Raw genomic sequence first — 26,508 nt, forward strand, 5'->3', positions numbered from 1 at the left:
GAGTCACACCATGAACATCATCTGGGATCCGGCGGCGCTGCTGGCGGCACTGGCCGGCGGCGTGCTGATCGGGCTGGCCGCGGCGTGGATGGCGCTGGGGCTGGGACGCATTGCCGGCATCAGTGGCCTGCTGGGCGGGCTGGTGGATGGCGCGCCGGACCGCGCCGTGCGCGTCGCCTTTGTCGGCGGCCTGCTGCTGGCGCCGGCGCTGTACCTGCTGCTGCGCGGCGAGCTGCCGGCGGTCCGGATGATGGTCGATACCCCGTCGCTGCTGCTGGCCGGGCTGCTGGTCGGCATCGGCACCCGCTTTGCCTCCGGCTGCACCAGCGGCCACGGCGTCTGCGGCCTGTCGCGGCTGTCGCCGCGCTCGCTGGTGGCGACGCTGTCGTTCATGGCCGCCGGCTTTGCCGCGGTCTACCTGCTGCGCCACCTGCTGGTGTGAGGAGAGAATCATGAAACATCATGCACAAGCGGGGCAGGCGTTCGCCATTGGCCTGCTGTTCGGCGTCGGCCTGCTGCTGTCGGGGATGAGCAATCCGCAGAAGGTGATCGGTTTTCTCGATCTCGCCGGGGCCTGGGATCCGTCGCTGGCGCTGGTGATGGGCGGCGCCATCGCCGTCGGCCTGCCGCTGTTCCGCCTCGCCGAGTCGCGCAGCCATCGCCAGCTGCCGTCGTGGTCGGGTGCGCCCATCCACCTGCCGGGCAAGAGCGGCATCACGCCGCGTCTGGTGCTGGGCAGCGTGCTGTTCGGCATCGGCTGGGGCATCGCCGGCATCTGTCCCGGCCCGGGGCTGGTGCTGCTGGGCAGCCTGCAATGGCCGGGGCTGCTGTTCGTGCTGGCGATGGTGGCGGGCATGCTGTTGTTCCGGCCGCTGGACAAAGCGCTGTCGCGATGAACTGGCTGCCGCGCTGGCTGCGTCACTACCGCCGTGCCGACCTGCCAGGCGATGTCAGCGCCGGGGTGATCGTCACCCTGCTGCTGGTGCCGCAGGGGCTGGCCTATGCGCTGGTGGCCGGCCTGCCGCCGGAAGCCGGCCTCTACGCCAGCCTGCTGCCGCTGCTGCTGTACGCGTTCAGCGGCGGCAGCCACGCGCAGTCGGTGGGGCCGATGGCGGTGACCTCGCTGCTGGTGGCGGCGACGCTGTCAAGGTTGGCCGCAGCCGGCAGCGACGACTACCTGCTGGCGGCCATCTGGCTGGCGCTGCTGTCCGGCGCCATGCTGTTCCTGTTCGGCCTGCTGCGCCTCGGTTTTCTGGCCGACGCGCTGTCGCAGCCGGTGCTGGCCGGCTTCACCGCCGCCTCGGCGCTGTTGATCGTGCTGTCGCAGCTGGCGCCGCTGGCCGGCTTCCGCGCCGGCGGCGCCAGCCTGCCGGACATTGCGCAGGCCTTCCTCGCCCATGTCGCGGCGCTCAATCCGCTGGCCTTGCTGCTGGGGCTGGCGGCGTTGCTGCTGCTGGTGCTGGCGCGGCGCTATCTGGCCAGCCTGCTGCACGCGCTGGGGCTGGCATCCGGCGTGGCGCGCACGCTGTCGCGCACCGCGCCGATGCTGGTGGTGCTCGGCGGCCTGCTGGCGGTGACGCTGGCCGACTGGCAGGCGCAACTGCCGGTGGTCGGCGTGGTGCCGGGCGGGCTGCCGGCGCTGCGGCTGGCGGCCTTGCCGTCGCTGGGCCTCGCGCCGCTGGTGATGCCTTCCTTCTTCATCGCGCTGATCAACTACGTGCAGAGCCTGTCGGTGGCGCAGATGCTGGCCGCGCCGCGGCGCGAGAGCATCGACCCCGACCGCGAGCTGCTGGCGCTGGGGCTGTGCAATCTCGGCGCCGGCCTTAGCGGCGGCTTTCCGGTCACCGGCGGCCTGACCCGCTCGGTGGTCAATGCAGACGCCGGCGCCAATACCCAGCTGGCGTCGCTGATCACCGCCGCGCTAATGGTGCTGCTGCTGAGCACCGCCACCGCGTTGCTGGCCAACCTGCCGCTGGCGGTGCTGGCCGCCACCATCATCGCCTCGGTGGCGGTGATGATCGATTTCCGCACCCTGCGCGCGGCGTGGCGCACCGAACGCGCCGACGCGGTGGCGTTTGCCGTCACCTTCCTGCTGGTGCTGGCGCTGGGCGTCGATGCCGGCATCGTCGCCGGGGTGGTGATCTCGCTGTCGGTGTGGCTGATGCGCAGCAGCCGGCCGCACATCGCGGTGCTGGGACGGGTACCCGGCACCGAACACTTCCGCAACGTGCTGCGCTACCACACCGAGCCGCTGCCCGGCGTGCTGCTGCTGCGCGTCGACGAAAGCCTGTTCTTCGGCAATGCCCGCCACGTCGGCAATGCCATCCAGCAACTGGCCGCCGCCAGCCCGGACAGCCACAGCCTGCTGCTGGTGATGAGCGCGGTCAACCGCCTCGACATGACCGCGCTGTCGATGCTGGAGCGCCTGGACGACGGCCTCGCCGAGCGCGGCATCCGCCTGCACCTGGCCGAGGTCAAGGGCCCGGTGCTGGACGTGTGCAAGCGCGCCGGACTGGCGGCGCGCTTTGACGGCCGCCTGCACCTGTCCACCCATATCGCCATCCAGCAGCTATGCCCCGGCAGCGACTACCAGATCTGAAAACCACGCGCCGCGTGCAACTTCCGGCCGCCGCTGGCTATCATAGCGGCATGAAACGACACTCCCGCCGTGCCCTGTTCGTCGCCAGCCTGCTCGCTGCCCTGGCCGCGCCGCCGCTGTTTGCCGCCAACGACCTGCCCAGCCTCGGCACGGTGGCCGAGTCCGCCTTGCCGCAGGCGGAGGAAAACCGCATCGGCCGCGACATCCTGCGCTCGCTGCGCGGCGACGGCGACGGCGACGTGATCGACGACGCCGAGGTCAACGCCTACCTCGCCGACCTCGGCGGGCGCTTGGCCGCCGGCGCGCAGCTGCCGGGAATGCGCTTCGCCTTCTTCGCCGTCAACGACCGCAGCATCAACGCCTTCGCGCTGCCCGGCGGCGTGATCGGCGTGCACAGCGGCCTGCTGCTGGCGACGCAGAGCGAGGGTGAGCTGGCCTCGGTGCTGGCGCACGAGATCGCCCACGTCAGCCAGCGCCATCTGGCGCGGATGCAGGAGGGCGAGGGCAACCGCCACCTGCTGATGCTGGCGGCGATCCTGGCCGGGGTGCTGGCGTCCAATGCCTCCAACGGCGACGTCAGCGCCGGCATGGTCAACGCCGGCGTCGGCCTCGCCGCCAGCCGCCAGCTGGCCTATTCGCGCGATTTCGAACGCGAGGCCGACCGCATCGGCATGCAGTACCTGACCGCCGCCGGTTTCGACGCGCGCAGCATGGCCGGCTTTTTCGACCGTCTGCAGCAGACCCACCGCCACAACGACAACAACGCCTTCGGCTTCCTGCGAACCCACCCGCTGACCGGCGAGCGCGTCAGCGAGGCGCAGAACCGCGCGCAGGGCTATCCGCTGCGCATGCGCGCCGACAGCAGCGATTTCCTGCTGATGCGCGAGAAGCTGCGCCTGGCCACCCTCGGCGCCGCCGAGGCCGAGCGCCACTACCGCACCGCGCTGGCCGCCGGCCGCTTCCTGCAGCCGGGCGCCACCTATTACGGCCTCGCGCGCGCGCTGCTGCAGCTGGGCCGCTACGACGAGGCGCAGCAGGCGCTGGCCAGCGCGCAGCGGCAACTGCCGCCGCATCCTGCGCTGCTGCTGCTGGACGGCGACATCCAGCGCGCTGCGGCCAACCTTGACGGCGCGCTGGCGCGCTATCAGCAGGCGCTGCAGCAATTCCCGTCCAACGACGCGCTGTGGCTGGCGCGCATCGACACCCTGCTGCAGGCACGGCGCAGTGCCGAGGCGCGGCAGCAGATCGAGCTGGCGCTGAAGCGCGCGCCCGACAATGCCGCGCTGTGGCGGCTGGCGGCGCGCAGCTACGGCGAGGGCGACGCGCTGCGCTACCACGCTGCGCTCGGCCACGCGTTCTATATCGAACAGGAGTTTGAATCGGCGCGCATCCAGTACCAGCTCGCCAGCCGCGCCGGCGGCGACGACTTCTACCTGCGCTCCACCGTCGAGGCGCGTTTGCGCGAAATCGACAGCCAGCATCCGGCCAAGCCGCGCTGACGCCTGCCCCGCCTCCGGCCACGCCCCGCAGCGTGCGCCGGCGCTTTTTGCCCCGCCTGCCGTCGTTCCGCGAATAATCGCAAAAAAACAACATATTGCAGTGCAATATCGCTGCCGAAAAAGCCGATTTTGAGTGATATCCCCAATTGCCCACTTCGCGTGGAAATCGGCAGGATTTACACTCTGCGCTATGTAAGAAACTTTTCACTTTCGCAAATTTTATTTGCGGAATTGTTCGATTATAATCCGACGCAGTTCTGTAAAGCCTTTACCAAGGCACCCAATGTCATGACAGCAGACGCTGCCCAACCGGGTAGTGAACTGAAAATAAAAAGTGAGGATGTGAGATGGCAGCAATCTACCCTGACGATATCGATCCGGTTGAAACGCACGAATGGACCGATGCGCTGGAGTCTGTACTGGATAGTGACGGCGCCGAGCGTGCCCACTTCCTGCTGGAGAAAATGGTCGAACGTACCCGTCGCCGTGGCGCACACCTGCCGTTCGAGGCGACGACTGCATACCTGAATACTATCCCGGTGGGCAAAGAGCAAAAGTCCCCCGGCAATCACGAGATGGAGCACCGCATCCGCTCCATCAACCGCTGGAACGCGATGGCCCTGGTGCTGCGCGCCGGCAAGAAAGACTTGGAACTGGGTGGCCACATTGCCTCCTTCCAGTCCTCCGCCACCCTCTACGACGTCGGCTTCAACCACTTCTGGCGCGCCCACAACGACGAGCAGGAAGGCGATCTGGTGTACTTCCAGGGTCACATCTCCCCTGGCGTGTATGCGCGTGCCTTCCTTGAAGGCCGTCTGTCCGAGGCGCAGCTGGACACCTTCCGTCAGGAAGTGGACGGCAACGGCCTGTCTTCCTACCCGCATCCGTGGTTGATGGAAGACTTCTGGCAGTTCCCGACCGTCTCCATGGGCCTGGGCCCGTTGATGGCCATTTACCAGGCACGTTTCCTGAAGTATCTGGAAAGCCGTGGTCTGGCCAAGACCCTGGGTCGTAAAGTGTGGTGCTTCTGCGGCGACGGCGAGATGGACGAGCCGGAATCGCTGGGCGCGATCGCGCTGGCAGCCCGCGAAGGCCTGGACAACCTGGTGTTCGTGATCAACTGCAACCTGCAGCGTCTGGACGGCCCGGTACGCGGTAACGGCAAGATCATCCAGGAACTGGAAGGCGACTTCCGCGGTTCCGGCTGGAACGTGCTGAAAGTGGTATGGGGCTCGCGCTGGGACCCGCTGCTGGCGATGGACACCAAGGGCCTGCTGAAAAAGCGCATGGACGAGTGCGTCGACGGCGACTACCAGACCTTCAAGTCCAAGGACGGCGCCTACGTTCGCGAACACTTCTTCGGCAAGTACCCGGAGCTGCGCGAGATGGTGGCCAACATGTCCGACGACGAGATCTGGGCACTGAACCGTGGCGGCCACGACCCGCACAAGGTGTACGCGGCCTACCACGAAGCCACCCACAACGCCAACGGCCGTCCGACCGTGATCCTGGCCAAGACCATCAAGGGTTACGGCATGGGCTCCAGCGGCGAGGCACAGAACGTGGCCCACCAGGCCAAGAAAATGGCGCTGGACAACCTGCGCAAGTTCCGCGACCGCTTCGGCATCCCGGTATCCGACGCCGATCTGGAAAGCGTGCCGTACTACAAACCGGCCGAAGACAGCCCGGAAATGCAGTACATGCGCGAACGCCGCGCCGCGCTGGGCGGCTACCTGCCGGCCCGCAAACCGGTGAAAACGCCGCTGGCCATCCCGGGCCTGCACGTGTTCGACAGCCAGTTCAATGATTCCGGCGAGCGCGAGTTCTCCACCACCATGGCCTTCGTGCGCCAGCTGGGCATCCTGCTCAAGGACAAGAACATCGGCAAGCAGATCGTGCCGATCGTGCCGGACGAATCGCGTACCTTCGGTATGGAAGGCATGTTCCGCCAGTACGGCATCTGGTCCACCCAGGGTCAGAACTACGTGCCGCAGGACGCCGACCAGCTGATGTTCTACAAGGAATCCAAGGACGGCCAGATGCTGCAGGAAGGCATCAACGAGCCGGGCGCGATGTCCTCGTGGATTGCGGCAGCGACCAGCTACGCCAACCACGGCATCCCGATGATTCCGTTCTACATCTACTACTCGATGTTCGGCTTCCAGCGTATCGGCGACCTGGCCTGGGCAGCAGGCGACATGCGCGCCCGCGGCTTCATGCTCGGCGGCACCGCCGGTCGTACCACGCTGAACGGTGAAGGCCTTCAGCACGAAGACGGTCACAGCCACATCCAGGCCGGCCTGATCCCGAACTGCATCAGCTACGATCCGACCTTCGCCTACGAACTGGCGGTGATCCTGCAGGACGGTCTGAAGCGCATGTACGTGGAACAGCAGGACGTGTTCTATTACATCACGCTGATGAACGAGAACTACACCCACCCGGCAATGCCGCAGGGCGCCGAAGACGGCATCCTGAAGGGCATGTACCTGTTCAAGGACGGTGGCGACGCCGCGGTGAAAGTCCAGCTGATGGGCTCCGGCACCATCCTGCGCGAAGTGATTGCCGCCGCCGACCTGCTGCGCAACGACTTCGGCATCGCGTCCGACATCTGGAGCGTGACCTCGTTCAACCAGCTGCGCCGTGACGGCATGGAAGCGTCGCGCCACAACCTGCTGCACCCGGTAGGTGAGCAGCGCCAGTCCTACGTCGAGCAGCAGCTGGCCGGCCGTTCCGGCCCGGTGATCGCCGCCACCGACTACATCCGCAACTACGCCGACCAGATCCGTGAATACGTGCCTGGCCGTTACGTGGTGCTGGGGACCGACGGTTACGGCCGCTCCGACAGCCGCGCCAAGCTGCGCGAGTTCTTCGAAGTGGACCGCCGCTACGTCGCCGTGGCCGCGCTGTCGGCACTGGCACGCGACGGCAAGATCGACGCCGCCCGCGTCCAGGAAGCCATCACCAAGTACGGTATCAACGTCGCCAAGCTGCCTAGCTGGAAGGTATAAGGCGCGGCCGTTGCGGCCAACCCTGATACCGGCGAAAGTCACCCGCGTGGCTTTCGCCGCTCCTGCAGCAACGCGCGATCCGGCCGCCGCCAGACGGCAGCCGGGATACCAAGCCGAATGTTGGCGGAGCCCGCCGCCGGCAAGGCGTCACGCCTTGCCCGTCACGCGGGCCTCCGCCCTACGATGTGGATAGAGCCATGAGCAATCTGATCGAACTGAAAGTGCCCGATATCGGTGGGCACAACAACGTAGACGTCATCGAAGTCTTCATCCAGCCGGGCCAGACCGTCGCCATCGACGACAGCCTGATCACGCTGGAAACCGACAAAGCCACCATGGAAGTACCGGCCGAAGCCGCCGGCGTGGTGAAAGAAGTGCGCGCCGTACTCGGCGGCAAGATTTCCGAAGGCGACGTGATCGCCATCATCGAAGTCGGCGCCAGCGCCGCCGCACCGGCCCCGGCTGCTGCGGTAGCCGCCCCGGTAGCGGCTGCGCCCGCGCCGGTAGCTGCCCCGGCACCCGCTGCTGCGCCAGCTGCTGCGCCGGCACCGGCCCCAGTTCCAGCCCCGGCTGCCAACGTTGGCCGCAGCGAGATCCGCATCCCCGACATCGGCGGCCACAACGGCGTCGACGTGATCGAGGTATCGGTCAAGGTCGGCGACGAGATCAAGGTCGACGACAGCCTGATCACCCTGGAAACCGACAAGGCGACCATGGAAGTACCGGCCACCGCCGCCGGCCGCGTGGTGGAAGTGAAAGTGAAAGTGGGCGACAAGGCCAGCGAAGGCGACCTGATCGTGGTGGTCGAAGGTGCCGGCGCCGCCGCCGCACCAGCCGCCGCGGCTGCTCCGGCACCGGCTCCCGCCGCTGCTGCGCCAGTTGCTGCCGCTCCGGCTGCCGCCGCCGCGCCGGTAGCAACACCGGTTGCCGCTGCCGTCGCTGCCGCCTTCAACGAAGCCGGCTTCGCCAAGTCGCACGCCGGCCCGTCGGTACGCAAGCTGGCACGCGAACTGGGTGTCGACCTGTCCAAGGTGACAGGCTCCGGCCGCAAGGGCCGTATCGTCGAGGACGACGTGAAGGGCTTCGTGAAGACCATCATGCAGAACCCGGCGGCGCTGGCCCCGGCCGCCGCGCCGGCAGCCAACGGCGGCGGTCTGGACCTGCTGCCGTGGCCGAAGGTCGATTTCGCCAAGTTCGGCCCGATCGAAACCAAGCCGCTGACCCGCATCCAGAAGCTGTCCGGTGCCAACCTGGCCCGCAACTGGGTGATGATCCCGCACGTCACGTTCAACGACGACTGCGACATCACCGAGCTGGAAGACTTCCGCAAGACCATCGGCAAGGAATGGGAAAAGTCCGGCCTCAAGATCAGCCCGCTGGCCTTCATCATCAAGGCCGCCGCCGAAGCACTGAAGGCGTTCCCGAACTTCAACAGCTCGCTGGACGGCGACAACCTGGTGCTGAAGCAGTACTACCACATCGGCTTTGCCGCCGACACGCCGAACGGGCTGGTGGTACCGGTGATCAAGAACGTGGATCAGAAGGGCATCAAGCAGATCGCCAAGGAACTGACCGACCTGTCCGCGCTGGCGCGTGACGGCAAGCTCAAGCCGACCGACATGCAGGGCGCCACCTTCACCATCTCCAGTCTGGGTGGTATCGGCGGTACCGGCTTCACGCCTATCGTCAACGCACCGGAAGTGGCCATCCTCGGCGTGTGCAAGTCGCAGATCAAGCCGGTATGGAACGGCAAGGAATTCGCGCCGCGCCTGATGTGCCCGCTGTCGCTGTCCTTCGACCACCGTGTGATCGACGGCGCCGCTGCCGCCCGCTTCACCGTGTACCTGGGCAAGCTGCTGTCCGACGTGCGCCGCCTGATCCTGTAATGGTCGCAGCCGGAAGGTTGGCCGCGGCCAACCTTCGGCTGCCAGCAAGCCATCGTGCCGAATACCGGCGGCGTGCCCTGCGCGCCGCCACCACATGGATGTGAACCATGAGCAATCTGATTGAACTGAAAGTGCCGGACATCGGCGGCCACAGCAATGTGGACGTGATCGAGGTGTTCGTGAAAGTCGGCGACACCGTAGCCAAGGACGACAGCCTGATCACGCTGGAAACCGACAAGGCCACCATGGAAGTACCGGCCGAAGCGGCCGGCGTGGTGAAGGAAGTGCGCACCGCCGTCGGCGGCAAGATCTCCGAAGGTGACGTGATCGTGGTCATCGACGCCGCCGGTGCGGCCGCTGCGGCCAACCCTGCGCCGGCTGCGGCACCTGCTGCTGCTCCGGCAGCGGCTGCCCCGCAAGTTGCGGCACCGGTTGCCGCCCCTGCTGCGGCCACGCACAGCGGCACCGCCGACATCGACTGCGATGTACTGGTACTGGGCGCCGGCCCCGGCGGTTACTCCGCCGCCTTCCGCGCCGCCGACCTGGGCCTGAAAGTGGTGCTGGTTGAGCGCTACGCCACCCTGGGCGGCGTGTGCCTGAACGTGGGCTGCATCCCGTCCAAGGCGCTGCTGCACAACGCGGCGGTGATCGACGAGGTGAAACACCTGGCCGCCAACGGCATCAAGTTTGCCGCGCCGGAAATCGACATCGACATGCTGCGCGGCTACAAGGAAAAGGTCATCGGCAAGCTGACCGGCGGTCTGGCCGGCATGGCCAAGGCGCGCAAGGTGCAAGTGGTGCGCGGCGTCGGCCAGTTCCTCGACCCGTACCACCTGCAGGTGGAAACCACCGACGGCACAGGTCAGGACAAGACCGGCGCCAAGCAGGTGATCAAGTTCAAGAACGCGATCATCGCCGCCGGTAGCCGCGTGGTGAACCTGCCGTTCATCCCGCAAGACCCGCGCATCGTCGATTCCACCGGCGCGCTGGAACTGAAAGCCGTGCCGAACAAGATGCTGGTGATCGGTGGCGGCATCATCGGCCTGGAAATGGGCACCGTGTACTCCACGCTGGGCGCGCGCCTGGACGTGGTGGAAATGATGGACGGCCTGATGCAGGGCCCGGACCGTGATCTGGTGAAGGTATGGGAAAAGTACAACGCCCACCGCTTCGACAACATCATGACCGGCACCAAAACCGTGGCCGTGGACGCCCGCGAAGACGGCATCTACGTGACGTTTGAAGGCGCCAAGGCCCCGGCCGAGCCGCAACGCTACGACCTGGTACTGGTCGCCGCAGGCCGCGCGCCGAACGGCAAGCTCATCGGCGCCGAAAACGCCGGTGTGGCCGTGACTGATCGCGGCTTCATCGAGGTCGACAAGCAGCAGCGTACCAACGTACCGCACATCTACGCCATCGGCGACATCGTCGGCCAGCCGATGCTGGCGCACAAGGCGGTGCACGAGGCGCACGTGGCAGCGGAAAACTGCGCTGGCCACAAAGCCTACTTCGACGCCCGCGTGATTCCAGGCGTGGCCTACACCGACCCGGAAGTCGCCTGGGTAGGCGTGACCGAAGAGAGCGCCAAGCGTGACGGCATCAAGATCGAAAAAGCGGTGTTCCCGTGGGCAGCCTCCGGCCGCGCCATCGCCAACGGTCGCGACGAAGGCTTCACCAAGCTGATTTTCGACGCCAACACCCATCAGGTGATTGGCGGCGCCATCGTGGGCACCCACGCCGGCGACATGCTGGGCGAAATCTGCCTGGCCATCGAAATGGGCTGCGACGCCACCGACATCGGCAAGACCATCCACGCTCACCCGACGCTGGGCGAGAGCATCGGCATGGCCGCCGAAGTGGCACACGGCAGCTGCACCGACCTGCCGCCGCAACGCAAGAAGTAAGCGTGTGACTGCGGCCAAGGTTGGCCGCAGCGCAGACGAGAAAGGGCAAGCCTGATGAGGGCTTGCCCTTTTGTTATGGCTGTTGTTTATGCCAATACATTAAAATGCTTGCTGGTCAGCACTTGTGGGCGAGTCGTTCGTCCGACAGATAGCGCAGATTAAGGAGGGAAGGATGAGTGTCGGGTCCTTGTTCAGCCGTGGTGTGGTCCTACTGGCATGGGCGTTTTTTATGTTTCTGTTTAGCCTCGGCGATTCTCCATCGTATGGCGCAATGATTTTCGTCACCATCTTTGCGGTACTTTTTCTTGCCGGGATGCAGCTGTCGCATTATCCGAAGGGTGGCTATGACCCTAAAGCCTTGATCTATTGCGAAATCCTTGTCGTATGCGTGGCGAGCATCATTCTGGGTTTACTAGGCCTTATCGTCAGCCACGTTCTGCACGGCAGGTTGAATACCGCGGGTGGCTTGGTTATTTTGCTGGCCGCATTTTTGTCGAAGCTGAGTGTGGCCTATGTGGAGATCAAGACGTGGTGGTTTTGGTACCTGACCCAGCACCGCTGGTGGCACCGACCACGCTAGCTGCCGCTGCAGCACAAGAAGTAAGCATGTGAATACGACCAACGTTGGCAGCAGGAGACGAGAAAGGGCAAGCCTGATTAGGGCTTGCCTTTTTTCATTGCTGCTTGTGATGGTGTATCGCCCTTTGGGATATGTAACCTGCACTCTGGCAGAGTAAAAATTTATCTAAGCCATTGAAATACAAAACAAGAGCCATACATGCATATTGCTAGTCGGCTGAGTTGTCTAGTTTGAAGATTGATGCGTCACCCCCTCCTTACCGAGGGACGTGATGTACCAAAAGTATTTTGTAGTACCGCTGCTATCGCTGATTCTGGCGATGGCTAAAAATCCGATCGTTTTTTATCACCTGTGGGAGGCCATTAGCGAGCAAGACTATCTACGTATCGCATACCACGGCTGCCGGTGTGCACGGTACTGGTGGCAGCAATCACAAACAGTCAAAAGCTGGATAGCAGAGAGGAAAAGTATGAAAAATACCGATAAAACCTGATCACCCGATGAAGATATCAACTATTCAACGAGAACCAAGCCGTATCAGATGACCCGATCATTCGCTGTTAACGCCTGATCAATCTTCAAATCGGGGTGCGCACAAGGCGCAACCCACAACCGAACTAGCAGAAAGCCCAGACGTATCAGCTAAGACTGTCATGAGAGTGAAACCAAGAGCCAACATGGAATAATGACTGATCAACTATTTGCAAAAGAAACGCTGCCCATAAGCCTGGAAGAAGAGATGCGTAGATCCTATTTGGAATACGCCATGTCTGTCATCGCAGGCAGAGCACTACCTGACATTCACGTAGTGCATGCCAGCATTGCAAAATTTGATCCCACTCTGCTTTTGGCGAGAACCTCGTCGCTCATTGAGCGATTAGAGATGTGTACTAACGACGTAAGTGGGCGTCATTACTACGCTAGTTTTCATGACAAGTTGAAACACCGTCTGGCCATTACCCTCCCGCTGGGGATTAGAGCCCCACCTGGTCAATACGTACCAGCAAAAAATACGCCCCACATAGGGGCGTTTTGCTTTTTAGCACTTACCAATTCGCTCTAACCTTGTTTTTATCTGAGGTATCCGCTGCGCGGATGTTTTTTATCTGCCGCTTTCCGCGCGGCGGCGGGTGACTTTCTTTTGCTTCGCCAAAAGAAAGTCACCAAAGAAAAGGCGACCCGACGGCGCAGGAATTCCCGTAGCAGCGGCCACCATCCCGGCGCCGCCCATACGCTGCGCTCAAAAGAGGGCGGCTTGTTTCCGGACTGGCGGCCGCTGCTACGGCCTGTGCCAACGGGGATGGGGTGCATCGGTTCGATGTTGGCTACCGCACGCGCTTTCATGGCCAACCTTGTGTTATCGGCACGCCGTCGCGCGGCGACCTGGCCTGATGGCATCATGCAACGGCTCGCCATGCTGGCGGGCCGTTTGTCTGGGAGACTGCATGCAACTGCGCCTGATTCTGGGGGACCAGCTCAACGCTGGCCACGGCTGGTACCGCGAACGCCGCGACGATGTGGTGTACGTGATGATGGAAATCCGCAGCGAAACCGGTTACGTGCGCCACCACGCGCAGAAGGTGCTGGCGCTGTTTGCCGCCATGCGCGGCTTTGCTAGCGCGCTGCAGGCGGCCGGCCATCGCGTGCACTATTTGCGCATCGGCGATACGGCCAACCGGCACGACTTTGCGGCCAACCTGGCATGGCTGGCCACACACTATGGCGCCAGCAGCCTGGCCTGCCAGCTGGCGGACGAGCGTCGCGTCGATGCCTTGCTGGCCTCGCTGCCGCAGCAGCTGGGCCTGCCGTTGAGCGTGGTCGATAGCGAGCATTTCTACACCGCGCGTGACGAGGCGGCAGCGCTGTTTGGCAGCAAGGGCTGGCGCATGGAAACCTTCTACCGCCACATGCGCCAGCAGCACGGCGTGTTGCTGGATGGCGCCGGCAAGCCCGAGGGCGGGCAGTGGAACTACGATGCGGCCAACCGCGAGCCGTATCGCGGCGAGGTGGCGCTGGCGCCGTGGCTGTTTGCCGGCCACGACCTGCGCGCGCTGTGGCAGGAAATCCTTGATGCCGGCGTGCAGACGCTGGGCGAGCCGCAGGCTGAGGCACTACGTTGGCCGCTGACCCGGCGCGAGGCGCGCGCCTGGCTGGCCGATTTCATCCGGCAGCGGCTGCGACACTTTGGCCGCTACCAGGACGCGCTGGTGCACGGCGAGGCCTGGCTGTTTCACAGCGGGCTGAGTTTTGCGCTGAATACCAAGATGCTGTCGCCGCACGAGGTGGTGCACGCCGCCGAGGCCGCCTGGCGCAGCGATCCGACACTGCCGCTGGCCAGCGTGGAGGGCTTCATCCGCCAGATCCTGGGCTGGCGTGAATACGTGCGCGGCGTGTACTGGGCGCGGCCGGATTTGGGCAGCGTGAACGCCTTGCAGCACAGCCGGCCGTTGCCGCGCTGGTTCTGGGATGGCGACACCGGCATGGCCTGTGTGGCGCAGGCGGTGCGCGGCAGCCTGCAGCACGCCTACGCCCATCACATCCAGCGCCTGATGGTCACCGGCAACATCGCCCTGCTGCTGGGCTGTCACCCGGACGAGGTGGACGCCTGGTATCTGGGCATCTACATCGATGCCTTCGAGTGGGTGGAGCAGCCCAACACGCGCGGCATGAGCCAGTGGGCCGACGGCGGCTTCATGGCCAGCAAGCCCTATGTGTCCGGCGGCGCCTATCTGGCGCGCATGGGCGACCACTGCACGCACTGCCGCTATACGGTCAAGCAGAAAACCGGGCCGCAAGCCTGCCCGTTCAACAGCCTGTACTGGCACTTTCTGGCACGGCACGAGGCGACGCTGGCGGCCAACCCGCGCCTGGCCATGCCCTACGCCAGCTGGCGCAAGATGGATGTGGCGACGCGGCAGGCGTTGCTGGCGCAGGCTGACGCCTGTATCCGCGACGCCGATACGCTGTAGCAATCATCCCCGGATGCGCTATCGCTTATCCGGGCTACCTGTTGTCATGGCCGCCAAGCCTGGCCGCAAGCGGTGTCGGGTTACGCTGCGCCAACCCGACCTACACACGGTTACCGCCCCGCCTTCTGCAATCCTGCCGCGATCCAGCGCTGGATGCTGGCGGCGTCCATGGCGCCGGCCTGGCGCTGGATTTCACGGCCGCCGACAAACAGGATCAGCGTGGGGATGCTGCGGATGGCGAAACGCTGGCCGAGGGTGGTTTCGGTCTGGGTGTTGATCTTGGCGAAGCGCACCTGCGGCAGGGCGGCGGCGGCCTGGGCGAAGGCGGGGCCCATCATCTGGCACGGGCCGCACCATGGCGCCCAGAAATCCACCACTACCGGGATGTCGTTGCGCGAGATGTGGCGCTCGGCGTGGTCGACGGTCAGTTCCAGCGGCTGGCCGGTCAGCAGCGGCTGGTGGCACTGGCCGCAGTTGGGGCCGTCGGCGAGGCGGCTGGCGGGGACGCGGTTGAGCGCGTGGCAGTGCGGGCAGGCCAGGTGCAGGGCGGTGGGGGTGTTCATGGCGGGCTCCAGGGGTGTCTGCTGGCCATATCGGTGCGGCGTGGCCACTTTCAAGGCTGGGCGCCTGCGGCCTGCCCACTGCCGGTCGGTGCGGCCAGCCGCCTGACGCACTGGGCTGACCTTAGCCGGGCACCTGCCGCAGCTCAGGCCGCAAGGTTGGCCGCAGGCGTTACCGCCTTGCGGCCAACGTCAGCGTGTGGCCGCTCAGCCGGCGCGCTGGCCCCACCACAGCCCGGTGCGGGTGGTGAAGCTGCCGTCGGCTTCCAGTTGCAGCGCGCTGGCGACTTCCTGCGGCGCCTCCTGCTGCAACTGGCGCAGCATGGCGACTTTTTCCGGCGGCGTGCGCATGCGGCTGACCCAGCTGCCGAACTCCAGCCGCAGTGGCCAGCGCTGTTGCTGTTGCAGGGTGATGCCGGCGTCGGCCAGCAGCTGGCGCCATTCCGTGTCGGAGCGGTCGCGGATGTGGGAGCGGTCGCGCAGCAGTTCCCAGCACTGCAGATGGGTGTCGACCAGCGCGTCGGCGTCGGTTTCCACGTCGATCAGCAGCAGGTAGCCGCCCGGGCGCAGCACGCGGCACATTTCCTGCACGCCGGCGGCGAGGTCTAGCCAGTGGTGGGCGCTGTAGCGGCTGGCGACCAGATCGAAGCTGGCGTCGGCAAACGGCAGCGCGGCGGCGTCGCCCTGTTGCGTGGTGATATTGCCGTGACCGTTGCTGGTGGCCGCCGCGGCGACGGTGGCCAGCATCGCCGGCGCCGGGTCCAGCGCCACCACTTCGCCCAGTAGCGGTGCCAGCGCGAAGCTGAGGTGGCCGGCGCCACAGCCGACATCCAGGCCGCGGCTGTGGCGCGGCAGGTGGGCGGCGACCAGCTGCTGCGCGGCGGCGAGGTCGGGGCCGGCGGCGTGCACCGCGCTGGTGAGGTAGGCTTGCGCCTGCGGATCGAACTGTTGCCGGGTGGCCTGCTGATGGCTGCTCATGTCGGATGCTCTGCAAGATGGAGTCATGACCTTAACCGCTGCCGGATAGGGGTACAAGATAAGCAGTTATCATGGTATCCGTGCTACCTGCCTGCCGCCGTGGCTCTGGCCCGTGCACGCGCCGGCGCCGCAAAAAACGGCTATGGTAGGCAGCACCCACTGCTGGCGGCGCTCGCCAGTGACCTATCCCGATCTCTTGCCCGATCCCTATTAAAGGAGCCGCCGTGACCGCACGCGCACAGACCCTGTGGCTGACCTGGCTGGCGATGCTGGCCTTTGCCGGCAATTCGCTGTTGTGCCGGCTGGCGCTGAGCAGTACCGGCATCGACGCCGCCAGTTTCACCGCGATCCGCCTGCTGTCCGGCGCGCTGATGCTGGCGGCGCTGGTGGTGTGGCAAACGCGGCAGTGGCCAGCGGCCGGCAGCTGGCGCGGCGCGGCGGCGCTGTTCGTCTACGCCGCCGCGTTCTCGTTTGCCTATCTCAGCCTGCCGGCTGCCAGCGGCGCGCTGTGCCTGTTCGGCGCGGTGCAGGCGACCATGATCGCCTGCGGCTGGTGGCAGGGCGAACGGCTGGCCGCCCGCCAGTGGCTGGGCTTTGTCGCGGCGCTGGGCGGGCTGTTGCTGCTGCTGTTGCCGGGGGCGTCGGCGCCGCCGCTGGGCGGCATGTTGCTGATGCTGCTGGCTGGTGTGGCGTGGGGTGCGTATTCGCTGCTCGGGCGCGGCGCCGGCGATGCTACCGCGGTGACCGCCGGCAATTTCCTGCGTGCGCTGCCCCTGGCGCTGCTGCTGTGGCTGTGGCAGGCGCCACCGCTGTCGCCGCCGGCGGCCGGGGTGGGGTACGCGGTGGCGTCCGGGGCGCTGGCGTCCGGCCTCGGCTACGCGATCTGGTATCGCGCGCTGCGCGGGCTGAGCGCCAGCAGCGCGGCCACGGTGCAGCTGAGCGTGCCGCTGCTGACGGCGCTGGCCGGCTGGCTGCTGCTGGCCGAGCAGCCGGGCTGGCGCCTGCTGCTGGCGGCACTGGCGATACTCGGCGGCATCGCGCTGGTGATCCGCGCGCGGCCGGCGCGCACCTAGGCGGATTTCAGCTGCAGCAGGTCCCAGCGGTTGCCGTAGAGGTCCTCGAACACCACTACCGTGCCGTAGGCCTCCTCGCGAGGGGACTCGCAGAAGTGCACACCGCGTGCCTGCATCGCGTGATAGTCGCGCCAGAAGTCGTCGCTTTCCAGAAACAGCCATACGCGGCCGCCGGCCTGGTGGCCGATAAATGCTGCCTGCTCCGCCGTCGAGGGCTGCGCCAGTACCAGTGCGCAGTGACCGGCGCCGCGCGGGCTGACCACGACCCAGCGCTTGTGTCCCTGCGGCTGGTCTTCCAGCAGCTCGAAACCGAGCTTGTCGACATACCAGGCAATGGCGGTATCGTAGTCGCGCACCAGCAGTGCGACGCGGGAGAGGTGCTGTGCCATGAGTGGCTCCGTTGAGGGTTGGCCGCACAGTATGCGTGCCAGTGGCCGCGACGGGAACGGCGCGCGCCGGCGGCGGTCTGATCTACGGCGCCGCTCGTGTGAATGTCATTTTTCATTGCGCGGCAACTGCACTACCATGGGCGCTTGCCCGCCCACCTGCTGACTATCCGCCCATGTATCGCGTCCTGTTGTTACTTGCCTGCCTGCCCCTGACCGCCCACGCGCTGGATTACCGCGTCGAGCTGGCGGCGCCGTCGGAACTGGACGCGCTGCTGCGCGGCAACCTCGACCTGTACACGCTGCAGCAGGATGAGGCGCTGACGGCGCAGGATCTGGACAGCATCGTGGCCGGCACGCCGGCCGAGGCGCGCGCACTGCTGGAGACCGAGGGCTATTTCGGCAGCGAGGTGCAGGTCAGCCGCGACGGCAACACGGTGCGGGTGCAGGTCAGCGCCGGCGCGCCGGTGATCGTCAGCGCGGTCGATGTCACGCTGCAGGGACCGGTGCGGCAGCAGGCGGACTACAGCCGATTTCTTTCCAAGGTGATGGAAGACTGGGCGCTGCCGGAGGGCGCGGTGTTCCGCCAGGACGACTGGGACAACAGCAAGAAGGCGGCGCTGCGCCCCTTCCTGCTCGACCGTTTCCCGCAGGCCAGGCTCACCGCCGCGCAGGTGCGCATCGACCCGGCCAGCCGCCAGGCGCGGGTGACGCTGACGGTGGACAGCGGGCCGCTGATCCGCTTCGGCGACTTCCGCATCGACGGCCTGCAGCGCTATCCGGCGAGCATTGTCAGCAGCATGGCCGATTTCGCGCCCGGCGCGCCGTACTCGCAGCCGTCGCTGGTGGCGTTGCAGGCGGCGCTGGAGAACGACCCGCACTTCACCGGCGTGGTGGTGGCGCCGCTGTGGGAACAGCTGCACGACGACACGGTGCCGCTGGGCATCACCCTGAGCGAGCAGCAGCGGCAGAAGCTGGAGGTCGGCCTCAACTACAGCACCGGCGACGGCGCCGGCACCCGCCTGGGTTACGAACACTACAACCTGCTGCGCCGCGGCTACACCGGCTCGGTGGCCTACGACTGGAAAAAATCGCGGCAGCAGCTGGATCTCGGCCTCGGTTTTGCGCGCGGCAGCGACGGCTACGCGCACAGCCTCAACCTGCAGCAGCGCCACGCCGAGCAGAACCTGACCATCACCGACGCCACCGAGCTTGGCCTGTTCCGCGTGCGCCAGCGCGGCGAGATCGAGGCCCGCTTCGGCGTGGAATACCTGATCGAACGCGAGAAGATCGAGGGCGAGGCCACCCGCGACAACAAGGCGCTGATCCTGTCCTACGGCTGGGCGCAGCGCGCGGTGGACAACCCGCTGCGCCCCGGTTCCGGCTATCTGCTGGAGGGCCACCTGTCCGGCGCCGGGCTGGCGGCGGACACCCGTTTCCTGCGCGCCTACGGCCGCGGCGCGCTGTACTGGAGCCCGTCCTTCATGCGCGGCACCTGGCTGACGCGGCTGGAGCTGGGCCAGGTGTGGGCCGACGACGCGCTGCAGGTGCCGGCGTCGCGCCTGTTCAAGGCCGGCGGCGTCGGCAGCGTGCGCGGCTACGACTACCAGAGCCTCGGCATCGTCAGCCCCGACAGCGGCGCGATCACCGGCGGCCGCGTGCTGGCGACCGCGACGCTGGAATACCAGTACCCGCTGACGCCGGCGTGGCGGCTGGCGGCGTTCGTCGACGGCGGTGACGCCGCTGACAGCTGGCAGAGCTGGCGCCTAGCGCGGGCGCAGGGGGTCGGCGTGCGCTGGCTCAGTCCGCTGGCGCCGCTGGCCTTCGACATCGCCTATGGCGCGCGCGACCAGCGCTGGCGCTGGAACCTCAACCTGGGGCTGGCCTTCTGATGGCGCACACCGAAGACCTGCTGCCGTCGTCATCCCTGCGGCCTCCGTCCCTGCCATCGGCGGCGGCGCCAGAGAACCCTGAACCACCTGCGCCGCGTCGCCGCATGCGGTGGCTGCGCTGGCTGCTGTTGCTGAGCCTGCTGCTGTTGCTCGGGGTCGGTGGCGCGCTGGCGTGGTTCACCGCCACGCCGGCCGGCTTCGCCAGCCTGTGGCCGCTGCTGGAGCGCGCCAGTGGCGGCCAGCTCAAGGTTGGCCGCAGCCACGGCACGCTGTGGCGCGGCTTCGTGCTGGAAGACCTCCGCTGGCAGACGCCGCAACAGCAGCTGGCGCTGAGCCGGCTGCAGCTGGCGTGGTCGCCGCAGCGGCTGTGGCAGCGCCAGTTGCAGATCGAACAATTGCACCTCGGCGTGCTGCGCTATCACAGCAGCAAGCCGTCCGACGGCAGCCCGCCGCAGCTGCCGGCCCACCTGCGCCTGCCGCTGGACGTCGCCATCGACAGTCTGCGCCTGGACGCGCTGCAGCTGGGCGACGCGCCGCCGCTGCTGAACGCGCTCGACGCCGGCTACTACTACCAGCAACAGCAGCACGCGCTGGTGTTGCGCCGGCTGGACAGCCGCTGGGGGCGGATGTACGCCAGCGTGGCGCTGGGCAGCAGCGCCCCGTTCGCGCTCGGCGGGCGGCTGGAATACGACGGCCAGCTGGAAGGCGTCGCCAGCCGCGGCGTGCTGACACTGCAGCAGTCGCTGCTGGCGCCGCGTGTCAGCGGCACCGTCAGCGCGCTGGGCCTGTCGGCCCAGCTGAGCGCACGGCTGCGGCCGTTCGCGCCGCAGGCCTTGCAGCGCCTGCAGCAGCTGGACGTACGCGTCGGCGGCATCAACCCTCAGGCCTTGCAGCCGGGTTGGCCGCAGGCACGGCTGGGTCTCGCGCTGCAGCTGGCGCCGGGGGCGGGCGGCGTGCTCGACGGCGGCGTGTCGCTGATCAACTACCAGCCCGGCGCGCTCAGCGCGCAGCGGCTGCCGCTGTCGCTGCTGTACGGCCCGTTCCAGATCCGAGACGACACCCTGCTGCTGAACAATCTGGTGGCGGAGCTGGCCGAGGGCCGCGCCACCCTCAACGGCCGCGTCAGCGCCAGCGCGCTGGCACTGGCGTTGCGGCTGGACGGCATCCACAGCCAGGCGCTGCTGGCCAACTTACCGTCGCACCGCATCGGCGGCGACATCCGCGTGTCCGGCAGCCCGCGCGCGCCGCGGCTGGCCCTGGCGCTGGCCAGCGGCAAGCTGTCGTTGCGCGGCGGACTGGCGCTGCCGGCGCCGCAGCAGTGGCAATTGCAACAGCTGCAGCTGGGCACCGGCGCCGGCCGGCTGCTGCTGGACGGCAGGCTGGCGCTGGGCGCGGTGCCGCAGCTGGACGCGCGCGGCAAGCTGCAGGCGCTGAACCCGGCGGCGCTGTCGCCGCAGCTGCCGGTGGGCAATATCAACGGCAATTTCAGCGCCAGGGTACGGCTGGCGCAGGCGCCGCAGGGCGAGCTGCAGTTGCAGCTGACGCCGGGCACGTTGTCCGGCGCGCCCTTGTCCGGCCGGCTGCAGGCCAGCTGGCAGGCGCAGCGGCTGCGCACGCTGCAGGGCCGCCTGCAACTGGGCGGCAACAGCCTGCGTCTTGCCGGCAGCTACGGCAAACCCGGCGACCGGCTGCAGATGCTGCTCGACGCGCCGCAGCTGGGCCTGCTCGGCCCGGCGTTCTCCGGGCGGGTGCGCGGCGAGCTGGATCTGGGCGGGGTGCCGGCGCGGCCACAGGTGCGTGCCGACCTGCAGGCCAGCAACCTGCGCCTGCCGGGGGCGCTGGCGGTGGCCAGCCTCAGCCTGCAGGGCGAGAGTGGCATCGCCGACGACAGCCCGTTCCGTATCCGCCTCGACGGCCGCACGCTGACGCTGGGCGACAGGCAGCTGGCGCGGCTGAGCCTGCAGGCCGACGGCAGCCGTCTGGCGCACCGGCTGCAGCTGAGCGCCGACGGTCGCCTGCAACAGCATGAACAGCAGCTGGCACTGCAGCTGAGCGGTGGTTTCGAGCGCGGCAGCAGCAACTGGCGCGGTACGCTGCAGCAGCTGGAGGGCAGCGGCTGGCTGCCGCTGCGCCTGCAGCAGCCGGTGGCGCTGCGCGCGGGGGCGGCCAACGTTTCGCTGGCGGCCAGCCGCTGGCAGGCGCTGGGCGCGCAGTGGCAACTGGGCGAGAGCAGCTGGCAGCGTGGCGGCGGCTGGCGCAGCGAGGGCCGGGTGCAGGGATTGGCGCTGTCGGCGCTGGCGCCGTGGTTCACGCCGCCCTTGCGCCAGACGCTGGTGTTCGACGCCGGCTGGCAATTGAACGGCGCGCAAGGTTGGCCGCAAGGCAGCGTGCAGCTGCAGCGTACGCAGGGCGATGTCTGGCTGCCGGCCCCGGCCGGCGAGCAGGCGCTGGGGCTGAGCCGGGCGACGCTGAGTGTCGGCCTCGGCGAACGCGGGCCGCTGGCGCTGGCGCTGGATAGCCGTTTTGGCAAGCTCGCCGCCGACGGCAGCGTGCTGTGGGGCAACGGCGGCAGTGTCGCCAACGCGGCGCTGACCGGCAGCGTGCGGCTGCAGGTGCCGTCGCTGGCGCTGGCACAGCCGTGGCTGAAGGCGGGCATGGAATTGTCCGGCAGCCTCGACGCCACGCTGCAGCTGGGCGGCACGCTGTCGTCGCCGACGCTGGACGGGCCGCTGCTGGGCCACGACCTGCGCTTTATCGAGCGCCGCAACGGCATCCGCCTGGAGCAGGGCCAGCTGCAGGCGCGACTGGCCGGCCAGCAGCTGCTGATCGACAGCCTGCGCTTCGGCAAGCAGGGCGAGCTGACCGGCAGCGGCCGCATCGACCTGTTCCAGCAGACGCCGGACGTGTTGCTGCTGCTCGACTTCAAGCGCTTCGCCGCGCTGGAGCGGCCGGGGCGGCGCCTGCTGTTGTCCGGGCGCAGCCGCGTCGAGGTGCGGCAGCGGGTGGTGACGCTGAGCGGCAACCTCAGCGTCGACGAGGGCCGTATCGACATCCCGAAACTGGGCGGGCCGCGGCTGTCCGACGACGTGGTGGTGCTGGGGCGCGAGGTGGTCGACGACGCCGGCAACCGCTGGCCGCTGGCGCTGGACCTGCGCATCGCGCTCGGCGACAAGCTGCGCTTCGGCGGCAACGGGCTGGAGGCGTGGCTGGGCGGCGAGGTGCGGCTGCTGGCAGAGCAGGGCGGCACGCTGCAGGCGCGCGGCCAGATCCGCGTCGACAAGGGGCGCTTCAAGGCCTACGGCCAGGATCTGGACATCACCCGCGGCCTGATCACCTTCAGCGGGCCGCTGGACAACCCGGCGCTGGACCTGCGCACCACGCGCCGCTTCTCGCCGGTCGGCGCCGGGGTCGAGGTGCGCGGCGCGCTGTTGACGCCGACGGTGAAGCTGGTGGCGGACGAGGCGATGTCGGAAAAGGACAAGCTGTCGTGGCTGGTGCTGGGCCGTGCCGCCGCAGTCGGCGACAACACCGGTGGTGCCGGTGCCGCCGCCGGCGGCCTGCTCGCCGGCCTGATCAACGACCAGGTCGGGCTGTTCGACGACATCGGCGTGCAGTCGCGGGCGGAAAGCACCAGCAGCGCCGGTGTGGTCAGCCCGGCGGAGCAGGTGGTGACGCTGGGCAAGCAGCTGACGCGCGAGCTGTATGTCGGCTACGAGTACGGGCTGCGCAGCGCCGAGCAGGCGCTGAAGGTCAGCTACCAGCTGTCGCGCACGCTGTCGCTGATCGGCCGCGCCGGCCGCGACGCGTCGTCGGAATTGCGCTACACCCGCCGCTTCGACTGAGCCGCGGTGCAGTGCCGGCGGCAAGGGAGCGCAATGGCGCGATGCGGCGCTAAAACGCCTGCGGCCTGCTGCTTCGTCGCCAGCGAAACGCCGCTTCCTGCGGCGTTTTTGCCTTGTCTTGCGTGAGTGTGCGACACCTTGAACCGGTTCCGAGGCGTCAGACCGCGTCGGCCGGTGCCTGCAGCCGGCACAGCGCCAGCGCGTCGTTGACCGCCAGCGGCCGGCCGGTGAGGAAGCCCTGCACCGTGTCGCAGCCCAGCGCCTGCAGCGCCGCCAGCTCGGCCTCGGTCTCCACGCCTTCGGCCAGCGACTCCATGTCCAGATTGCGCGCCAGGGTGATGATGGCGGAGACGATGGCGGCGTTGTCGCGGTTGTGCTGCAGCTCGCTGACGAAGGAGCGGTCGATCTTCACCGTGTCCGGCGCGAAGTTCTTCAGGTAGGCAAGGCTGGAGTAGCCGGTGCCGAAATCGTCCACCGCCAGCCGCACCCCCAGCGCCTTGATGCCGGCCAGCTGCTGCCGCACCGGGCCGCTATAGTCGATCAGCGTGCCCTCGGTCACTTCCAGTTCCAGCAGCGCCGGCGGCAGGCCGCTGTCGCGCAGCACCCGCGCCACCTCGGCGCAGAAGTCGCCGTGGGTCAGCTGCCGCGCCGAGACGTTGACGGCGATGGTCAGCTGCCGGCCGTGGCGCACCCACTCCGTCGCGGTGCGGCAGGCCTGTTCCAGCACCCACAGCCCCAGCTCGGTGATCACGCCGGAATCCTCGGCCACCGGGATGAAGCGCGCCGGCGACACCAGGCTGCCGTCCGCCTGGCGCCAGCGCAGCAAGGCCTCGAAGCCGTTGAGACGGCGGCTGGCGATGTGGTACTTCGGCTGCAGCTCCAGATAGAACTGCTGCTGCGCCATCGCCAGGCGCAGCTGGTTTTCCAGCAGCAGCCGCTCGCTGACCTCGGCGGTCATGCTGGCGGTGAAGAAGCGGAACGCGTTGCGGCCGCTGGCCTTGGCCTGGTACATCGCCATGTCGGCATTCTTGAGCAGCACTTCCGGGCTGCTGCCGTCGGCCGGCGACACCGCGATGCCGATGCTGGCGCTGATCACCAGCGTGTGGCCGCGCAGGGTGAACGGCGCCTCCAGCACCTGCAGCACGCGCTCGGCGACCATGCCGGCCTGCGCGCTGCCGGACAGCTCCGGCAGGATGATGACGAACTCGTCGCCGCCGGTGCGGCCGACGGTGTCCATCTCGCGCAGCATGTGCCGGGTGCGGCTGGCGACCTGGCGCAGCAGCTCGTCGCCGGCGTCGTGGCCGAGGGTGTCGTTGACGTTCTTGAAGCGGTCGAGATCCATGAACAGCACCGCCACCGCGTGCTGCTTGCGCTCGGCCAGGTGCAGCGACTGCTGCAGGCGGTCGTGCAGCAGCAGGCGGTTGGGCAGGTTGGTGAGGAAGTCGTACTCGGCGAGGTGCTGCACCCGCGCCTCGGTGGCCTTGCGCTCGCTGATGTCGGAGAACAGCGCCACGTAGTGGCTGATGCTGCCGTCGCCATTGCGCACCTGGTTGATGGTCAGCCACTCCGGGTAGATTTCGCCGTTCTGGCGCCGGTTCCAGATCTCGCCGCTCCAGTAGCCGCGCGCGTGCAGGTGGTTCCACATGTCGCGGTAGAAGGCGGCGTCGTGGCGGCCGGAGCCCAGCAGCGCCGGGGTGTTGCCCAGCGCCTGGGCCTCGCTGTAGCCGGTGATGTCACTGAAGGCGCGGTTGACGGCGATGATGCGGCTGTCGGCGTCGGTGATCAGGATCGCCTCCGAGCTGGCCTCGAACACCGTTGCGGCCAACCTTTGCTGCCGTTCGTGGCTGACGCGGGCGCTGATGTCGCGCGCGGTGGCGCAGCGGTAGTACTCGCCCTGGTAGCTGAGGCCGGTGAGGCTGATCTCCAGCGTCATCTCGCCGCTGCAGCAGCGCACGCTGCGCACGTAGTGGTGCTGGCCGCCGCTGAAGCGCTCCTCGAACAGCTCCGGCATGCGGTGCTCGTTGCCGTCGCAGAAGCAGCGCTTGGCCGCCTCGTTGTGGTACACCACGCGGCCCTGCGCGTTGAGCAGCACGATGGCGTCGGCGGCGCTGTCGCTCATGTAGCGCGTCAGCTCGATCTCGCGCGCCTTGTCCTCCACCTGCCGCTGCGACGCCTGCAGCCGCTGCTGGTACTGCGCGATCAGCGCCCCCAGCCAGCGGCTGAAGTGCACCGAGAACAGCCACGCCAGGCACACCGCCAGCGTCAGGATCAGCAGCGTGGTCAGCACCCGGTTGCGCGTCTTCTCGCCCAGCGCCTGCGCCTGTGCGGCGCCGGACAGCGTCAGCTCGCGCTCGGGGATGATGCTGACCACCCGCCACTGCCACGACGGCACCAGCGCCACGTAGGCGCTGTAGCGCTGGCTGCCGGCGGCGGCGGGATGGCTGAAGCTGACGAAATACTGCGACGGCGTGGCCGCCAGCTGCTGCTGCAGCGCGGCGGGCAGGGTGAAGCCGCGCTGGCCCGGCAGCTGGCGCAGGCGGCCGTGCTGGTCGATGACGGCGAAGAAGCCGCGCTCGCCGACCGGCATCTGCGCCAGCGTCTGCAGCGCCTGCTGCTGCAGGTCTTCTTCCACGTTCAGCACGTACTCGCCGCCGCCGATCAGCCAGCCGAACGGCTCGAAGCGGCGCGAGTAGGCGATCTTTTCCGACATGAACGTCTCGCCGGGGCGATACCAGCGATAGCTGGCAAAGCCGCTGCCGGCGGGATTGTCCACCGACAGGAGCAGCTTGCGCATGATGTAGGCGCCCTGGTCGTCCTGGTTGTCGAGCAGGTTGCGGCCTTCGCGCTGCGGGCTGGTCGGCAGCAGCACGCAGTCGCCGTCGAGGGTGTCGATGAAGTAGTAGCCGCGGCCGCCGAAGTAGCGCAGCGGGCGCAGGCTCTCCACGATCTCGCGTTGCAGCGCCGCGTCGCTCAAGCGGCGGTGATGGCGGCGGTACAGGCTGTCGGCCAGCACATAGGCCTGGTCGACCTGCTCGCGCAGGCGCTGGCGCAGGATGTCCTGCGTCTGCGAGTACAGCGTCTCCAGCGAGTTGCTGGCGTGGTCGCCGTAGGCCTTGAGGAAGGTCTGGCCGCGCAGCCGCGCCTCTTCCGCCACCACCGAGCTGCCGTCGCGGTAGTCGCGCCACTGCTGGTAGAAAAAGTAGCTGGCCAGCAGTACCACCACCATCAGCACCAGCCCCAGCATGCCGCTTAGTTGTAATCGCGCAAGTTTGTGGTGATCTGTCATGGAAGCGGGTGGCGGGGGTGGTGGGGGGGAGGAACAGTATAGG

Annotated in this window: 17 protein-coding genes; 13 read left to right on the top strand and 4 right to left on the bottom strand. The window is 67.6% G+C overall.

Annotated features, from left to right (window positions below; all coding sequences use genetic code 11):
- Nucleotides 1–10 precede the first annotated feature (10 nt).
- The 10 genes from C8E02_RS15655 (at nucleotide 11) to C8E02_RS15695 (ending at nucleotide 14,448) form a co-directional block, all read left to right on the top strand.
- On the top strand, nucleotides 11–442 hold the full coding sequence (locus tag C8E02_RS15655) for a YeeE/YedE family protein (protein WP_120812319.1): 432 nt from the start codon (nucleotides 11–13) through the stop codon (nucleotides 440–442).
- A gap of 10 nt (nucleotides 443–452) precedes the next feature.
- Complete coding sequence (locus tag C8E02_RS15660) at nucleotides 453–896, top strand: DUF6691 family protein (protein WP_120812322.1); 444 nt, start codon at nucleotides 453–455, stop codon at nucleotides 894–896.
- Nucleotides 893–2,599 carry a SulP family inorganic anion transporter gene (locus C8E02_RS15665; protein ID WP_120812324.1) on the top strand — a complete coding sequence of 569 codons (1,707 nt, stop codon included), beginning with the start codon at nucleotides 893–895 and terminating at the stop codon, nucleotides 2,597–2,599. The genes C8E02_RS15660 and C8E02_RS15665 overlap by 4 nt, the downstream gene beginning before the upstream one ends.
- A 50-nt stretch (nucleotides 2,600–2,649) precedes the next feature.
- Complete coding sequence (locus C8E02_RS15670; RefSeq protein WP_120812327.1) at nucleotides 2,650–4,098, top strand: M48 family metalloprotease; 1,449 nt, start codon at nucleotides 2,650–2,652, stop codon at nucleotides 4,096–4,098.
- A 347-nt stretch (nucleotides 4,099–4,445) separates the two neighbouring features.
- Complete coding sequence (gene aceE / locus C8E02_RS15675; RefSeq protein ID WP_120812330.1) at nucleotides 4,446–7,109, top strand: pyruvate dehydrogenase (acetyl-transferring), homodimeric type; 2,664 nt, start codon at nucleotides 4,446–4,448, stop codon at nucleotides 7,107–7,109.
- Between the two features lie 197 nt (nucleotides 7,110–7,306).
- On the top strand, nucleotides 7,307–8,995 hold the full coding sequence (gene aceF / locus C8E02_RS15680) for a dihydrolipoyllysine-residue acetyltransferase (RefSeq protein WP_120812332.1): 1,689 nt from the start codon (nucleotides 7,307–7,309) through the stop codon (nucleotides 8,993–8,995).
- A gap of 107 nt (nucleotides 8,996–9,102) precedes the next feature.
- Nucleotides 9,103–10,899: a dihydrolipoyl dehydrogenase gene (gene lpdA, locus C8E02_RS15685; protein WP_120812335.1), complete on the top strand. Its 1,797-nt coding sequence runs from the start codon at nucleotides 9,103–9,105 to the stop codon at nucleotides 10,897–10,899.
- Between the two features lie 172 nt (nucleotides 10,900–11,071).
- Nucleotides 11,072–11,479, top strand: coding sequence for a hypothetical protein (locus C8E02_RS15690; protein WP_147424509.1), 408 nt, complete (start codon nucleotides 11,072–11,074; stop codon nucleotides 11,477–11,479).
- 685 nt (nucleotides 11,480–12,164) lie between these two features.
- Entirely contained in the window at nucleotides 12,165–12,542 is a 378-nt protein-coding gene (locus C8E02_RS17285; RefSeq protein ID WP_147424510.1) for a hypothetical protein, read from the top strand.
- Between the two features lie 382 nt (nucleotides 12,543–12,924).
- Nucleotides 12,925–14,448, top strand: coding sequence for a cryptochrome/photolyase family protein (locus C8E02_RS15695; RefSeq protein ID WP_120812340.1), 1,524 nt, complete (start codon nucleotides 12,925–12,927; stop codon nucleotides 14,446–14,448).
- A gap of 110 nt (nucleotides 14,449–14,558) precedes the next feature.
- Here C8E02_RS15695 and trxC read toward each other — a convergent pair whose 3' ends face one another.
- Together trxC and C8E02_RS15705 are read right to left on the bottom strand one after the other, a co-directional pair.
- Nucleotides 14,559–15,011 carry a thioredoxin TrxC gene (gene trxC, locus C8E02_RS15700; protein WP_120812343.1) on the bottom strand — a complete coding sequence of 151 codons (453 nt, stop codon included), beginning with the start codon at nucleotides 15,009–15,011 and terminating at the stop codon, nucleotides 14,559–14,561.
- Between the two features lie 204 nt (nucleotides 15,012–15,215).
- A complete protein-coding gene (locus tag C8E02_RS15705; protein ID WP_120812346.1) occupies nucleotides 15,216–15,986 on the bottom strand; it encodes a class I SAM-dependent methyltransferase in 771 nt (256 codons plus the stop codon).
- A gap of 224 nt (nucleotides 15,987–16,210) precedes the next feature.
- On the opposite strand from C8E02_RS15705, the gene C8E02_RS15710 reads away from it, so the two are divergent.
- Entirely contained in the window at nucleotides 16,211–17,059 is an 849-nt protein-coding gene (locus tag C8E02_RS15710; protein WP_245961177.1) for a DMT family transporter, read from the top strand.
- Here the strand turns inward: C8E02_RS15710 and C8E02_RS15715 are convergent.
- Nucleotides 17,056–17,448 carry a VOC family protein gene (locus C8E02_RS15715; protein WP_120812348.1) on the bottom strand — a complete coding sequence of 131 codons (393 nt, stop codon included), beginning with the start codon at nucleotides 17,446–17,448 and terminating at the stop codon, nucleotides 17,056–17,058. The two genes, C8E02_RS15710 and C8E02_RS15715, sit on opposite strands and share 4 nt — an antisense overlap.
- Nucleotides 17,449–17,621: 173 nt before the next feature.
- Here C8E02_RS15715 and C8E02_RS15720 point away from each other — a divergent pair, with 173 nt between their 5' ends.
- Nucleotides 17,622–19,337, top strand: a complete 1,716-nt coding sequence (locus tag C8E02_RS15720) for an autotransporter assembly complex protein TamA (protein WP_120812351.1) — start codon at nucleotides 17,622–17,624, stop codon at nucleotides 19,335–19,337.
- A 104-nt stretch (nucleotides 19,338–19,441) separates the two neighbouring features.
- Complete coding sequence (locus C8E02_RS15725; protein ID WP_120812353.1) at nucleotides 19,442–23,179, top strand: translocation/assembly module TamB domain-containing protein; 3,738 nt, start codon at nucleotides 19,442–19,444, stop codon at nucleotides 23,177–23,179.
- A gap of 157 nt (nucleotides 23,180–23,336) precedes the next feature.
- Here C8E02_RS15725 and C8E02_RS15730 read toward each other — a convergent pair whose 3' ends face one another.
- Entirely contained in the window at nucleotides 23,337–26,465 is a 3,129-nt protein-coding gene (locus tag C8E02_RS15730; protein ID WP_120812356.1) for an EAL domain-containing protein, read from the bottom strand.
- Nucleotides 26,466–26,508: the final 43 nt, after the last annotated feature.

Source organism: Vogesella indigofera (assembly GCF_003633895.1).
Taxonomy (GTDB): Bacteria; Pseudomonadota; Gammaproteobacteria; order Burkholderiales; family Chromobacteriaceae; genus Vogesella; species Vogesella indigofera.

What these genes read in the sequence shown, in the direction of transcription:
- C8E02_RS15655 (WP_120812319.1), top strand. Translation starts at nt 11, where the DNA reads ATGAACATCATCTGGGATCCGGCGGCGCTGCTGGCGGCACTGGCCGGC.
- C8E02_RS15660 (WP_120812322.1), top strand. Translation starts at nt 453, where the DNA reads ATGAAACATCATGCACAAGCGGGGCAGGCGTTCGCCATTGGCCTGCTG.
- C8E02_RS15665 (WP_120812324.1), top strand. Translation starts at nt 893, where the DNA reads ATGAACTGGCTGCCGCGCTGGCTGCGTCACTACCGCCGTGCCGACCTG.
- C8E02_RS15670 (WP_120812327.1), top strand. Translation starts at nt 2,650, where the DNA reads ATGAAACGACACTCCCGCCGTGCCCTGTTCGTCGCCAGCCTGCTCGCT.
- aceE (WP_120812330.1), top strand. Translation starts at nt 4,446, where the DNA reads ATGGCAGCAATCTACCCTGACGATATCGATCCGGTTGAAACGCACGAA.
- aceF (WP_120812332.1), top strand. Translation starts at nt 7,307, where the DNA reads ATGAGCAATCTGATCGAACTGAAAGTGCCCGATATCGGTGGGCACAAC.
- lpdA (WP_120812335.1), top strand. Translation starts at nt 9,103, where the DNA reads ATGAGCAATCTGATTGAACTGAAAGTGCCGGACATCGGCGGCCACAGC.
- C8E02_RS15690 (WP_147424509.1), top strand. Translation starts at nt 11,072, where the DNA reads ATGAGTGTCGGGTCCTTGTTCAGCCGTGGTGTGGTCCTACTGGCATGG.
- C8E02_RS17285 (WP_147424510.1), top strand. Translation starts at nt 12,165, where the DNA reads ATGACTGATCAACTATTTGCAAAAGAAACGCTGCCCATAAGCCTGGAA.
- C8E02_RS15695 (WP_120812340.1), top strand. Translation starts at nt 12,925, where the DNA reads ATGCAACTGCGCCTGATTCTGGGGGACCAGCTCAACGCTGGCCACGGC.
- trxC (WP_120812343.1), bottom strand. Translation starts at nt 15,011, where the DNA reads ATGAACACCCCCACCGCCCTGCACCTGGCCTGCCCGCACTGCCACGCG.
- C8E02_RS15705 (WP_120812346.1), bottom strand. Translation starts at nt 15,986, where the DNA reads ATGAGCAGCCATCAGCAGGCCACCCGGCAACAGTTCGATCCGCAGGCG.
- C8E02_RS15715 (WP_120812348.1), bottom strand. Translation starts at nt 17,448, where the DNA reads ATGGCACAGCACCTCTCCCGCGTCGCACTGCTGGTGCGCGACTACGAT.
- C8E02_RS15720 (WP_120812351.1), top strand. Translation starts at nt 17,622, where the DNA reads ATGTATCGCGTCCTGTTGTTACTTGCCTGCCTGCCCCTGACCGCCCAC.
- C8E02_RS15725 (WP_120812353.1), top strand. Translation starts at nt 19,442, where the DNA reads ATGCGGTGGCTGCGCTGGCTGCTGTTGCTGAGCCTGCTGCTGTTGCTC.
- C8E02_RS15730 (WP_120812356.1), bottom strand. Translation starts at nt 26,465, where the DNA reads ATGACAGATCACCACAAACTTGCGCGATTACAACTAAGCGGCATGCTG.